This window comes from Nesterenkonia aethiopica (assembly GCF_039534665.1).
Classification (GTDB): domain Bacteria; phylum Actinomycetota; class Actinomycetes; order Actinomycetales; family Micrococcaceae; genus Nesterenkonia; species Nesterenkonia aethiopica.
Genome location: NZ_BAAAVT010000009.1, coordinates 78,194 through 90,728, shown reverse-complemented (window position 1 = coordinate 90,728; position 12,535 = coordinate 78,194). Strand labels below are relative to the sequence as shown.

Annotated in this window: 11 protein-coding genes; 7 read left to right on the top strand and 4 right to left on the bottom strand. The window is 71.8% G+C overall.

The window, feature by feature from the left end; translation table 11 throughout:
- Positions 1–84: 84 nt before the first annotated feature.
- Both ABD658_RS08360 and ABD658_RS08355 read right to left on the bottom strand, forming a co-directional pair.
- The gene (locus tag ABD658_RS08360; RefSeq protein WP_344685831.1) at positions 85–447 is read right to left on the bottom strand and encodes a sterol carrier family protein; all 363 of its coding nucleotides are present in this window, start codon (positions 445–447) and stop codon (positions 85–87) included.
- A gap of 18 nt (positions 448–465) precedes the next feature.
- Positions 466–1,554, bottom strand: a complete 1,089-nt coding sequence (locus ABD658_RS08355) for an asparaginase (RefSeq protein WP_344685833.1) — start codon at positions 1,552–1,554, stop codon at positions 466–468.
- A 165-nt stretch (positions 1,555–1,719) separates the two neighbouring features.
- On the opposite strand from ABD658_RS08355, the gene purD reads away from it, so the two are divergent.
- The 6 genes from purD (at position 1,720) to ABD658_RS08325 (ending at position 9,934) form a co-directional block, all read left to right on the top strand.
- The gene (gene purD / locus ABD658_RS08350) at positions 1,720–3,915 is read left to right on the top strand and encodes a phosphoribosylamine--glycine ligase (RefSeq protein ID WP_344685835.1); all 2,196 of its coding nucleotides are present in this window, start codon (positions 1,720–1,722) and stop codon (positions 3,913–3,915) included.
- Between the two features lie 55 nt (positions 3,916–3,970).
- Positions 3,971–4,285: a hypothetical protein gene (locus ABD658_RS08345; protein WP_070160609.1), complete on the top strand. Its 315-nt coding sequence runs from the start codon at positions 3,971–3,973 to the stop codon at positions 4,283–4,285.
- Positions 4,272–5,840, top strand: coding sequence for an amidophosphoribosyltransferase (gene purF / locus ABD658_RS08340; RefSeq protein WP_085437215.1), 1,569 nt, complete (start codon positions 4,272–4,274; stop codon positions 5,838–5,840). Before ABD658_RS08345 ends, purF begins: the two co-directional genes overlap by 14 nt.
- On the top strand, positions 5,837–7,051 hold the full coding sequence (gene purM / locus ABD658_RS08335; RefSeq protein ID WP_344685838.1) for a phosphoribosylformylglycinamidine cyclo-ligase: 1,215 nt from the start codon (positions 5,837–5,839) through the stop codon (positions 7,049–7,051). Before purF ends, purM begins: the two co-directional genes overlap by 4 nt.
- Positions 7,052–7,156: 105 nt before the next feature.
- Positions 7,157–8,353, top strand: coding sequence for an ROK family transcriptional regulator (locus ABD658_RS08330; RefSeq protein ID WP_344685839.1), 1,197 nt, complete (start codon positions 7,157–7,159; stop codon positions 8,351–8,353).
- Between the two features lie 165 nt (positions 8,354–8,518).
- Positions 8,519–9,934, top strand: a complete 1,416-nt coding sequence (locus tag ABD658_RS08325; protein ID WP_344685840.1) for a sugar porter family MFS transporter — start codon at positions 8,519–8,521, stop codon at positions 9,932–9,934.
- 16 nt (positions 9,935–9,950) lie between these two features.
- On the opposite strand, the gene ABD658_RS08320 is transcribed toward ABD658_RS08325, so the two are convergent.
- Positions 9,951–10,460, bottom strand: a complete 510-nt coding sequence (locus ABD658_RS08320) for a hypothetical protein (protein ID WP_344685841.1) — start codon at positions 10,458–10,460, stop codon at positions 9,951–9,953.
- A 72-nt stretch (positions 10,461–10,532) separates the two neighbouring features.
- On the bottom strand, positions 10,533–11,144 hold the full coding sequence (locus ABD658_RS08315) for a LysE family translocator (protein ID WP_344685843.1): 612 nt from the start codon (positions 11,142–11,144) through the stop codon (positions 10,533–10,535).
- A gap of 146 nt (positions 11,145–11,290) precedes the next feature.
- Here ABD658_RS08315 and ABD658_RS08310 point away from each other — a divergent pair, with 146 nt between their 5' ends.
- The gene (locus ABD658_RS08310; RefSeq protein WP_344685845.1) at positions 11,291–12,481 is read left to right on the top strand and encodes a lipid II:glycine glycyltransferase FemX; all 1,191 of its coding nucleotides are present in this window, start codon (positions 11,291–11,293) and stop codon (positions 12,479–12,481) included.
- The last annotated feature ends 54 nt before the right edge of the window (positions 12,482–12,535 follow it).

Sequence of the window (12,535 nt, the reverse complement as noted above, 5' to 3'; positions counted from 1 at the left end):
TTGAGAGGGTGCGTCTCAGCCGCACTGAGCCGCCGTAGGGCGTCATTCGGGCGGAGGCGCACCCTCTCCACGTGAGGGGTGGGTTCAGCCGTGCACCAGCGGCAGCACCTCGGTCAGGTCCGCGCGGATGCCGGAGGCGGAGATCCGGCCCTCCGCTCGCGCCTCATCCCAGCTCAGCCGGCCGACGGCCAGCTCCAGCCAGGTGGCGGCGTCGAGCTCGACGACGTTCGGCGGGGTTCCGCGGGTGTGGGTCGGGCCCTCCACACATTGGGTGACGCCGAAGGGCGGCACCCGGACCTCCACGGAGTTCCCCGGGGCGCGCTCAGCCAGCTCCTCCAACAGATAGCGGACGGCCGTGGCCACGGTGCGCCGATCGGCGTCGCCGGCCTCAGCCCAGCGGCGCAGCGCGGCGGTTCCGGCCTCCGCGGTGATGCGTCGTCGTGCCATGTGGCCCAGACCGTCGCGTCAGAGTCGCTCGAGCACCGTGTGGGACAGCCGGATGCTGCCCACCTGGGCCTCGTCGACGCCGCCGGTGATCGGCCGGATGAGCTTCTTCAGCACCGCACCGAGCGCGTCGACGTCGATCACCCCGTGGGCGGCCAGCAGGCTCAGCGCCACCAGGTTGTTGGCCCGCTGACTGCCGTCCAGGGTCTTCACCGCCGCCGTCGTGCCGTCCGGGGCGCCGATGATCAGCACGCCTTCGGCACCGAGCTTGGCGAGCAGCCCCAGCTCCTCCATCACCACCGTGTTGGCCTCCCCTCGCCCGTGGACCGCCCAGGGGTAGTCCAGCATCGCCTGGGAGACCGTGAAGGCGTGGACCTCCGCGTCCCGTCGGGAGGTGGCCGAGGCGATCTTGGAGAACCCGCGGGCCAGCCCCGTCAGGGTGAGCGACGGCGCGGGGGCTCCGCAGCCGTCGGTGCCCACCACTCCCGGGACCTCTTCGCAGTACTCCTCCAGCACGGTCATCACCGCCTGCTGCATGGGGTGTTTGGGGTCCGTGTAGGTGGCCAGCCGCCAGCCCTGGGTGCGGGTGGCGGCCAGGAAGCCGGCGTGCTTGCCGGAGCAGTTGAACGCCAGCGGGGTCTTCTCCCGGCCAGCGGCGAGGTGGTCGATCAGGTCCCGCTCCCGAGCCGGGTAGGCGGCCGGGCAGCGCAGGTGGGACTCGTCGAGCTTCTCGGCCTCCAGCACCGCGGCGGCCACCTCCTGGTGCCGACGGGACCCGTTGTGGGACCCGCAAGCCAGGGCCACTGCCTCCTGGGAGATCAGGGCGCCGGACCGCAGCGAGGCGATCGCCTGGAACGGCTTGAGCGTGGAGCGCGGGAAGATCGGCCGCTGCGGGGCACCGAGGGACTCCAACACCGCGCCGTCAGGGCCGAGCAGCACCGCCGAGCCGATGTGGCGGGACTCCACGGCGCCGGCCCTGGTCACCCAGGCCAGCTCCGCGGAGTCCGCGGCGGAGGCGGTATGCGGCGGCGTCCCCGTGGTCACCGGAGCCGGCGAGGCAGGGGCGGCGTCACGGGCGGTGCGGGTGCTCTGGGGGTGGTCGGCGCTCATGCGGCCCAGTCTAGAGGGCGCTCCGCAGAGATGCCGCGCCTCCGTCGCGCGACGAACGGCCGAGTTGGTCCGCAGTTGCGGGTACTCGAGTCGATCGAGTCGAGTACCCGCAACTGCGGACCAACTCGGCCCTGATGGCAGCCCCATGACGTAGTCTTGACCACCGTGAAGGTACTAGTTGTGGGGCCGGGAGGCCGCGAGCACGCCATTGTCCGAGCACTGCTGCGCGACGACGCCGTCGACACAGTCGAAGCAGCCCCTGGCAACGCCGGGATCGCCCAGGACGTCGCCTGCCATCCGGTGGACGCCTCCGACGGCGAGGCGGTCGCCCAGCTGGTGACCGACCACGGCTATGACCTGGTGGTCGTCGGCCCGGAGGCCCCGCTGGCCGCCGGAGTGGCCGCCGCCGTCCGGGACGCCGGGGTGCCGGTGTTCGGGCCCTCCGGTGCCGCCGCCCAGCTGGAGGCCTCCAAGGCCTTCGCCAAGGAGGTCATGGAGGCCGCCGGGGTGCCCACTGCGGGCGCCGTCCACGCCACCGAGCTGACCGCCGCCGAGGCCGCACTGGACCGCTTCGGCGCTCCCCATGTGGTCAAGGACGACGGCCTGGCCGCCGGCAAGGGCGTGGTGGTCACCGAGGACCGTGAGGCCGCCCTGGCGCACGCGCAGGCCTGCTTCGACGCCGGCGGGTCCGTGGTGATCGAGGAGTTCCTCGACGGCCCCGAGGTCTCGCTGTTCGTCCTGGTCGACGGTGAGCACCTGGTGCCGCTGAGCCCCGCCCAGGACTTCAAGCGCATCTTCGACGGCGACGCCGGCCCCAACACCGGCGGCATGGGCGCCTACACCCCGCTGGACTGGCTGACCGGCTACACCGAGACGCACGACGACGGCGTCACCCGCGACTTCGTGGCCACCGTGATGGACCGGGTCGCCCGCCCCACCGTGGCGGAGATGGCCCGCCGAGGCACCCCCTTCGTGGGCGTGCTGTACTGCGGTCTGGCCGTGACCTCCCGCGGCGTGCGGGTGGTGGAGTTCAACGTCCGCTTCGGCGACCCGGAGACCCAGGCCGTGCTGGAGCGGCTGGCCACTCCCCTGGGCCGACTGCTGCTGGACTGTGCCACCGGCACGCTGGGCGCGGACCGCACCCTGGACTGGCGGGACGGCTACGCCGTCGACGTCGTCATGGCCGCCGAGAACTACCCCGACTCGCCTCGCAAGGGCGACGTCATCCAGGGCCTGGACGCCGCGGAGGACCTCGACGGCGTCGCCGTGCTGCACGCCGGCACCGGCCGGGATGAGGACGGGAACCTGCTGACCGCCGGCGGGCGTGTGCTCGCCGTCGTCGGCACCGGCTCCACGCTCGCCGAGGCGGTGGGCCGCTCCTACGAGGGTGTGTCCCGCATCAGCTGGCGGGGCGCCCAGCACCGCACCGACATCGCTGCGAAGGCGCTGGCCGGGGACATCCGCGTCTCCTCCCAGCTGCCCGGCTGGGTCCATGTGACCTCCGGGAAGGTCCGTGACCTCTATCGACCGGCCCCCGGCTCCGCCTGGGACGGCCAGGACGTGGTGCTGGTGGTCGCCAGCGACCGGATCAGCGCCTACGACCACGTGCTCTCCACTCCGATCCCGGACAAGGGCCGGGTGCTCACCCAGCTGAGTCTGTGGTGGTTCGAGCAGCTGCGCGAGGCAGGGACCGCCACCCATGTGGTCTCCACCGAGGTGCCCGAGGCCGTGGCCGGGCGGGCGATGATCTGCCGGGACCTGGAGATGGTGGAGGCCGAGTGCATCGCCCGCGGGTATCTGACCGGCTCCGGGCTGGCCGAGTACCGCGAGTCGGGCACCGTCACCGGCATCCCCCTGCCGGAGGGGCTCACTGACGGCTCCCGCCTGCCGGAGCCGATCTTCACCCCGTCCTCGAAGGCCGAGCAGGGAGGCCACGACGTCAACATCAGCTTCGCCGAGCTCGCCGCCTCGGTGGGCGAGGACCTGGCCGAGCAGCTCCGTGAGGCCACGCTGCGGATCTATCGCCTGGCCGAGCAGACCTGCCGGGAGGCCGGCGTGGTGCTGGCCGACACGAAGCTGGAGTTCGGCCGGGACCGCGCCACCGGCGAGCTGGTGCTCGGTGACGAGGTGCTCACCCCGGACTCCTCCCGGTTCTGGCCGGCCGAGTCCTGGGAGCCGGGGTCCGCTCAGCCGTCCTTCGACAAGCAGTACGTCCGTGACTGGCTGGCCTCGTCACGCTCCGGCTGGGACCGCGACTCCGGCGTCGCCCCGCCCGCGCTGCCCGCCGACGTCGTCGCCGCCACCCGGGAGCGTTATCTGGACGCCTATCGGCGCCTCACCGGCGAGGAGCTTCCGCAGTAGAGGCCGGGGACCGGCGCGTTCTTCCGGACCGCGCGAAGCCAGTAGACTGGAAGCCATGCCCTCCAGCGAACAGCACCGCCAGGTGACGGTCCGCCCCACTCCCCGTCTCGTCCCGTTCCTCGTGGCGGGCGTGGTCGTCGCCCTCGTGGCCGCCGTCGTCCTGGTCCTGATCACCGGACCGGCGGACGACTACTCCACCGCCGGAAGCATCGGCTTCGTGACGTTCGTGCTGTCCCTGCCCGGACTGGCCCTGGCGGCCACTGCGTGGCTGTTCCTGGACCGCCGTTCTCGCCGGCGCACGCGCGAATACCGTGCCGTGCCCGCCACCCCCGCACCCTCCGAGAGGACCGACGAGCATGGCCCGCGCTGACGGTCGCCTGACCTTCAATCTGCTCGACGACGACGCGACCCCGCAGGACGAATGCGGAGTGTTCGGCGTCTGGGCCCCCGGTGAGGAGGTCGCGAAGCTCGCCTACTACGGGCTGTACGCGCTCCAGCACCGCGGCCAGGAGTCGGCCGGCATCGCCGCCTCCGACGGCCAGAGCATCCGCGTCTACAAGGACATCGGCCTGGTCTCCCAGGTCTTCGACGAGTCCACCCTGACCGCCCTCAACGGTCACATCGCGGTGGGCCACTGCCGGTACTCCACCACCGGCGGCGGGCAGTGGTCCAACGCCCAGCCGACCCTCGGCGACACCCCGCACGGCACCGTGGCCCTGGGCCACAACGGCAACCTGACCAACTCGGCGGAGCTCTACGACCGCCTGGTCGAACGCAGCGGCGGGGCGACCCCCTCCTTCGGGGAGCTCGCCCAGGGCAACACCACGGACACCGCCCTGGTGACCGCGCTGCTCAAGGACGAGGAGGGCGCCAGCCTGGAGGAGCAGGCCATGGCGCTGCTGCCCACGCTGAAGGGCGCCTTCTGCCTGGTCTTCATGACGGAGAACACGCTCTACGCGGCGCGCGACGCCCAGGGTGTGCGCCCCCTGGTGCTGGGCCGCCTGGACCGCGGCTGGGTGGTCGCCTCCGAGCAGTCGGCGCTGGCCACCGTGGGCGCCTCGGTGATCCGCGAGATCGAGCCCGGCGAGTTCATCGCCATCGACGCCGACGGGATCCGCTCCCAGCATTTCGCCTCCCCCAAACCGGCGCGCTGCGTCTTCGAGTACGTCTACCTGGCCCGGCCCGACGCCAACATCAACGGCCGCTCGGTGTACGAGTCCCGCGTGGAGATGGGTCGCCAGCTGGCCCGTGAGGACACCCACGACGCCGACATCGTCATCCCGGTGCCCGAGTCCGGCACTCCGGCCGCGGTCGGGTATGCGGAGGCCTCCGGGCTGCCCTTCGCCCAGGGGTTCATCAAGAACGCCTATGTGGGACGCACCTTCATCCAGCCTTCGCAGACGCTGCGGCAGTTGGGCATCCGGCTGAAGCTCAACGTGCAGGAGCATGTGGTCCGCGACAAGCGTGTGGTGGTGGTGGACGACTCGATCGTGCGCGGCAACACCCAGCGGGCGATCGTGCGCATGCTCAAGGAGGCCGGGGCCAAGGAGGTCCACGTGAAGATCTCCTCGCCGCCCATCAAGTGGCCCTGCTTCTACGGCATCGACTTCGCCACCCGGGCGGAGCTGATCGCCAACGGGGCCAGCATGGATGAGATCCGGCAAGCCGTGGGGGCCGACTCCCTGGCCTACATCTCGGAGGAGGGCATGATCGCCGCCACCGAGCAGCCGCGCTCCACCCTGTGCACCGCCTGCTTCTCCGGGGAGTACCCGATCGAGCTGCCGCCGGAGAACCGCCGCGGCAAGCTGCTGCTGGAGCAGCCGGAGCTTCCCGGCATGGACCGGTCGGCCCCCTCGGGGTGCGAGCCGGGTCCGGATGCAGAGTTCGACGTCGACGACCAGCCGCTCGCGGAGGCCACTTCATGACCGACCAGCCCGCACCCATCACCTACGCCGCCTCCGGGGTCGACGTCGAGGCGGGAGACCGCGCCGTCGAACTGATGAAGGCCCATATCGAAGCCACGCACACGCCTGCGGTGATGGGCGGGGTCGGCGCGTTCGCGGGCCTCTACGACGCCTCGGCCCTCAAGGCTCTGCCGCGGCCGTTGCTGGCCACCTCCACGGACGGGGTCGGCACCAAGGTGGCGATCGCCCAGGCGATGGACATCCATGACACGATCGGCTTCGACCTGGTCGGGATGGTGGTGGACGACATCGTGGTCATGGGCGCCGAGCCGCTGTTCATGACCGACTACATCGCCACCGGGAAGGTGGAGCCGACCCGGATCGCCGCCGTGGTGTCCGGGATCGCGAAGGCCTGTGCGGAGGCCGGCACCGCCCTGGTGGGCGGCGAGACCGCCGAGCACCCGGGCCTGCTGGCCGAGGACGAGTACGACGTCGCCGGCGCCGCCACCGGCATGGTAGACGCCTCCGCCGTGCTGGGTCCGGAGCGCGTGCGCGCCGGTGACGTGATCATCGGCATGGGGTCCTCCGGCATCCACTCCAACGGCTATTCGCTGGTCCGCCGGGTGGTGTCCGCGGCCGGATGGGGCTACGAGCGCGAGGTCCCCGAGTTCGGCCGCACCCTGGGCGAGGAGCTGCTGGAGCCCACCCGCCTGTACACCACGCCCTGCCTGGACCTGGTGAAGGCCCTCAACGGCGACCCGGCGCAGGGCGACGGACCAGGGGCCGCCGCCGAAGGAGGGTTCCCTGAGAACGCGCAGCGTTCTGAGGGCCTCGGTGGGGACCTGCCGGTGCGCGGGTTCAGCCACGTGACCGGCGGCGGCCTGGCCGCGAATCTGGCCCGCGTGCTGCCGGCCGGCCTGCTGGCCACCGTGGACCGCTCCACCTGGTCCTGGCCGGCGGTGTTTTCGCTGGTCGCCGAGCTCGGCCGGGTCCCGCAGGCGGACCTGGAGCGGACTCTGAACCTGGGGGTCGGGATGGTGGCCGTGGTGGCCCCGGAGCAGGCCGACGCCGCCGTGGCCCAGCTGACCGCCGCCGGTCAGACCGCTTGGGTGATGGGCGAGGTCTCCGCGTACTCGCCCGAGGATGTGGCCGGTGCCGGCGAGGACTTCGTCCAGGGTGCCAAGGGTGTCGACGGCGGCGGCGTGCTGCTCACCGGCGCCTACGCCGACTGAGCCGTCCTCCCCGCCGCATATCGCCGTTGCCGCCCTCCGATCAGGCCGGCAGCGGCCTGACGGCCCCGGGTACAATGCCGTCATCCCTCACTGCCGAGGAGCGTGATGACCCAGGGACCCGCCTCTCAGCCTGCCGGGGCGCCGGGCTCGCAGCGTGCACTGGCCGCGGCGAACCGTCGCCGCGTCGAGGCCGCACTGCGGGAGCACGGCGGCACCTCTCAGGCGGAGATCGCCCGCCGGACCGGGCTCGCGCCGGCGACCGTCTCCAACATCGTCCGCCGTCTCCGTGAGGACGGACGGGTGGAGACCGTACCGGGCGGCACCAGGCATCGGCCCCGCATCCGCCTCACCCCGGGCGAGGGCACCGTGGTGGGACTGGACATCGGACACCGGCACATCTCCGTGGCGCTGGCAGACTCTTCCGGCGAACCGTTGGGGCTGTGCCGCAGCGTTCTGCCGGCCGGCACGTCCGCGCCCCGTGCCCTGGAGATCGCCGAGCGTCTGCTCGGACAGATCCTTGCGGACCAGCGCCGGGGGCTGAGCGCGGTGCAGCGGGTGGGCCTGGGGCTTCCGGCCCCGGTGGGCCGCCCTGGAGGCCGCATGCACTCCCGGGCCATCCTGCCCGGCTGGGCGGGCCTGGATCCCGCCGAGCAGGCCGCGGAGACGTTCGGGGCGCCGGTGTCGGTGGACAACGACGCCAATCTCGCCGCTCTGGCGGAGCATCGCTGGGGTGCGGGACGGGGCGCGGAGACGATGGCCTACGTGAAGCTCTCCGACGGCGTCGGCAGCGGGCTCATCATCGACGGGCGTCTCTTCCGGGGACCCGGCGGCACGGCCGGGGAGCTGGGGCACACCACGATCGAGGACCACGGGACGGTGTGCCGCTGCGGCAACCGGGGCTGCCTGGAGACGGTGGCCTCCGCTCGCGCCATCCTGGAGCTGCTGGAGCCCCGGCTGGGCCCGGGGATCTCCATCGCTCAGGTGGTCGCGGCGGCCTCCGACGGCGACCATGCCTGCCTGCGGGTGCTGCATGACACCGGGCATCATGCGGGCCGGGCGCTGGCCAACCTGTGCAACCTGTTCAATCCCGAGGCCATCATCGTCGGCGGCGAGCTCGCCCAGGCGGGGGACCTCCTGCTCGCGCCGATGCATGAGGCGATCCGCCGCCACGCCGTGCCGCCCGCCACCGACCAGCTGACGGTGCGCCTCTCACGACTGCGGGAGCGCGCCGGCGTCCTGGGGGCGGTGGCCCTGGCCCTCGACGAGCAGCTCCGCTCCACCGGCAGATCGTTCACTGGATGAACGTTGAGCAAGACTAGAGCGTGCTTCTTATTCATCACATAGACAGCAGGCGAACGGGCTCCCTAGAGTGATCCGCACCACTCACACCGGCCTGCCATCCCGACGAGCGACACGTGACGCGACTCACCAGAGACTCCCCGGGACGGATCATCACAGGAGGACCCCATGACAGAGACCCGCTCCGCACCCGAGAGCTTCCATACCGGCCAAGCGCTGCTGCTGGCCTCGGTCGCCGCCCTCGGAGGATTCCTCTTCGGCTTCGACACCGCCGTCATCAACGGCACCGTCTCCGCCGTCCGCGACGGCTTCGAGCTCAGCCCCGCACTCACTGGCTTCGTGGTCTCCTCGGCCCTGCTGGGCTGCGTGGTCGGCGCCTTCACCGCCGGCAAGCTGGCCGACCGGATCGGCCGCGTCCGGGTCATGCTCATCGCGGCCTCGCTGTTCCTCATCAGCGCGGTCGGCTGCACCTTCGCCGTGGGCGCCACCGACCTGATCGCCTGGCGGGTCATCGGCGGTCTCGGCGTCGGCACGGCCTCGGTGATCGCCCCGGCCTACATCGCAGAGATCTCTCCGGCACAGATCCGCGGCCGCCTGGGCTCCATGCAGCAGATGGCCATCGTGGTCGGCATCTTCGTGGCCCTGCTCTCCAACGCCTGGCTGGCCGGCCTCTCCGGAGGCGCGGCGGAGCCCCTGTGGTTCGGCCTGGAGACCTGGCGCTGGATGTTCTTCGCGGAGGTCGTCCCCGCCCTGGCCTACGGCGCCTTCGCCCTGATGATCCCCGAGTCCCCGCGATTCCTGGTGAAGAAAGGCTCCCCGGCCAAGGCCCGCGAGGTGCTCAGCCGCGTGCTCCAGACGGGCGTGGACCAGCGCATCGAGGAGATCCGCCGCAGCCTGGGCACCGAGACGCGGACCCGGCTGAAGCATCTGCGCGGCCCGGCCCTGGGCCTGCTGCCGATCGTCTGGGTCGGGATCCTGCTCTCCACGTTCCAGCAGTTCGTGGGCATCAACGTGATCTTCTACTACTCCTCCACCCTGTGGCAGTCGGTGGGCTTCACCGAGGCCGACGCGCTGGCGCAGACCGTGATCACCGGCGTGACCAACATCGTGGTCACCATCATCGCGATCGCCCTGGTGGACAAGATCGGCCGCCGTCGACTGCTCATGATCGGGTCCACCGGCATGACCGTCACCCTCGGTCTGCTGGCGTGGATCTTCGCCACAGCCCCGGTGGTGGAGGCCGCCGACGGCAGCGTCACCCCGCAGCTGACCGACACCGGCGGCGTCATCGCCCTGTTGGCCGCCAACGGCTTCGTGGTCTTCTTCGGCATGTCCTGGGGTCCGGCGGTCTGGGTGCTGCTGGGCGAGATGTTCAACAACCGCATCCGGGCCACCGCCCTCGGCATCGCGGCCGCGGCCCAGTGGCTGGCCAACTTCGCCATCTCCACCACGTTTCCGATGATGGCGGACCTGAGCCTGGGTGTGGCCTACGGCTTCTACACCATCTGTGCGGCGATCTCGCTGTTCTTCGTGTTCCGCTTCGTCCCGGAGACGAAGGGCAAGCAGCTCGAAGACATGCAGTGATCCGCACGCTGACGGTTCACGCGGGCCGTCCACCCTCCCCCGCGCCGGGTGGGTGGGCGGCCCGTTCCGGCGCCTGCTGAGCCTGAGCCGCATCCCGCAGCCGCTGGCGACGGCGGCCGTGGGTCTCCTCCCAGCGGGCGACCTCCTCGCGCCGCGCCTGGTCGAGGCGCGCGTAGACGCCGTGGTCGATGTTGCCGCGGTAGGTGACATAGGTGCCCAAGGCCAGGACATAGAAGAGGATTCCGCTGATCATCACCACGGTGGCCCACACCCCGGTGTCCACCCCGGAGGCGACGTTGTAGAGCTGCGAGGCCAGCTGCAGGGAGCCACCCACGACCCCGGCCGCGACCTGGAGCTTCGCCCGCCCGGGCGTGCCGGCGGCGGGGCCGACCGTCCAGCGGCGCCAGCCGGTCAGGCCGAGCCGCCGGGCGTCGTCGTCACTGAGCCGGTGCCGCACCTCATCCGGGCCCAGGTACGAGCCGTCCGTCGGAGGGTACGGGGCGTAGGCGTGGTTCTGCGTTGACATGCGGCCCTTCTGCTCGACGCCGAAGCTGTCCCGCGTCAGGGTACCGGCGGACGACGCTCCTCGCCAGAGTCGTCAACCGGTCACGGACGCCACCGTCTCCACGGCGGCGGGCATTAAGGAGACCACCAGCAGACCCGCCATCACCAGGTTGAACACCCGCAGGTGCGCGGGCTTGGAGATGAGCCGCCCGGCCCCGACGCCCAGCAGCGCCCAGCTCGCCGTGCACGGGGTCCCGAACAGCAGGAAGACGGCGGCGATCACCAGGACCTCGACGGTGAAGGACTCCCAGAAGCCCGTGTAGGCGGCGATCGCGCCCACCACCATGGTCCACGCCTTCGGGTTCACGAACTGGAAGAGCGCCATCTGCACGAACGACGGCGGACGGGCCCCGTCCTGGGCCGAGAGGTCCGTGGGGCCGGAGGCGATCTTCCACGCCAGGTACAGCAGGTAGGCGATGCCGATCGGCCGCAGCACGTCCAGGACCACCGGCTGCTGCTCCAGGATCTGACCCAGCCCCAGCCCGACGAGCACGATCATCACCGGGAAACCGATGTTCACCCCGGCGATCGTCGGCACCGTGCGGCGCAGCCCGTAGGTCGCGCCCGAGGCCATGGCGATCGTGTTGTTCGGGCCAGGCGTGCCGGCGGTCGCCAGCGCGAAGAAGATCAGCGAGAGGATGGTCACGGGCGACAGCGTAGCGTGGGTGACAGGGCCGGCGGCGGGACGCCCGGCGGAGCCCGCACTCTGAGACTCGCCACCCGAGCCGCGATCCCCCGCACCGCCTGTCGGCGTCCCCGGGAGCGGCAGGCCCGGCCGGTATCATCGGGACCGTGAGCACCCCACCCCAGCCCTCCCGGCAGACGACCAGCCCGCGCCGGCTCTCGGTGACGCCGATCAGCACCGCCGACCACGCCGCCTTCCTGCGTCGGCACCCGACGTCGTCGTTCCTGCAGAATCCCCGCTGGCCGCAGGTCAAGACCGACTGGCGGGGCGAGTCCCTGGGAGCCTTCGACGGCGACCGGCTCGTGGCCGCGACCCTGGTCCTCCACCGCCGGCTGCCCGTCCCTGCGGCCGTTCCGGTGCTGGGCCGCAAGAGCCTGGCCTACCTGGCCGAGGGGCCGGTCTTCGACCCCGACGAGGTGGAGCTCCGTGCGCTGCTGCCCGCCCTGACCGACCACCTGAAGCGCCAGGGGGCCTTCCTGATCCGCATGGGCCTGCCCGGGGCCACCCGCCGCTGGGCGGCCCAGGACGTCCGCCGCGCGCTGGCCTCCGGGGAGCACCGCAGCATCACCGAGCTGGAGCCCCTGACGGTCCACGACGGCGCTGACGCGGTCCGTGCCGAGCTGGAGCGCCTCGGCTGGCAGGCTCCCTCCGCGTCCGAGGAGTTCGAGGCCGGTCAGCCGCAGTTCCAGGCCCGCATCCCGCTGACCGACGACGACGGCGCCGCCCTCGACGTCGACGCGGTCCTGGCCCGCATGGACCAGACCTCACGGCGGCAGACCCGCAAGTCCACCCGCTCGGAACTGACCATCAGCACCGGCGGGGTGGAGGACCTGCCCGCCTGGCAGGCGCTCTACGAGGAGACCGCGGAGCGTGACGACTTCACCGGTCGCCCGTTGAGCTACTTCCAACGGATGTTCCGCGAGCTCAACGCCGCCGAGGACACCGAGTGCACGCTGTACTTCGCCCACTACGAGGAGACGCTGCTGGCGGCGGCGATCTATGTGCGGCAGGGGCAGTTCGCCTGGTACGTCTACGGGGCCTCCTCCTCCGAGGAGCGCAAGCGCTACGCACCCCGGGCGCTGCAGTTGCGGCAGATCGAAGACGCGCTGGCCGCCGGGTGCCGGTGGTACGACCTCGGCGGGCTCAGCCCGTCCCTGGACCCGGAGTATCCGCTGGCCGGACTCACCCGGTTCAAGACCACCATGGGGGCGGATGTGGTGCAGACCTACGGCGAGTGGGACTTCCCCGTGGACCGACTGCTGACGAAAGCGTTCACGCTGTACATGTCGCGCCGCTGACCCGGGGCGCCGCCGAGCGGACGCCCGGGTCAGCCGCGCCCCACTCAGCCGTGG

Excerpts from the sequence above, each read along its gene's own strand:
- purF (WP_085437215.1), top strand. The coding sequence starts at position 4,272 with ATGGCCCGCGCTGACGGTCGCCTGACCTTCAATCTGCTCGACGACGAC.
- ABD658_RS08325 (WP_344685840.1), top strand. The coding sequence starts at position 8,519 with ATGACAGAGACCCGCTCCGCACCCGAGAGCTTCCATACCGGCCAAGCG.
- ABD658_RS08330 (WP_344685839.1), top strand. The coding sequence starts at position 7,157 with ATGACCCAGGGACCCGCCTCTCAGCCTGCCGGGGCGCCGGGCTCGCAG.
- ABD658_RS08320 (WP_344685841.1), bottom strand. The coding sequence starts at position 10,460 with ATGTCAACGCAGAACCACGCCTACGCCCCGTACCCTCCGACGGACGGC.
- purM (WP_344685838.1), top strand. The coding sequence starts at position 5,837 with ATGACCGACCAGCCCGCACCCATCACCTACGCCGCCTCCGGGGTCGAC.
- ABD658_RS08360 (WP_344685831.1), bottom strand. The coding sequence starts at position 447 with ATGGCACGACGACGCATCACCGCGGAGGCCGGAACCGCCGCGCTGCGC.
- ABD658_RS08345 (WP_070160609.1), top strand. The coding sequence starts at position 3,971 with ATGCCCTCCAGCGAACAGCACCGCCAGGTGACGGTCCGCCCCACTCCC.
- ABD658_RS08355 (WP_344685833.1), bottom strand. The coding sequence starts at position 1,554 with ATGAGCGCCGACCACCCCCAGAGCACCCGCACCGCCCGTGACGCCGCC.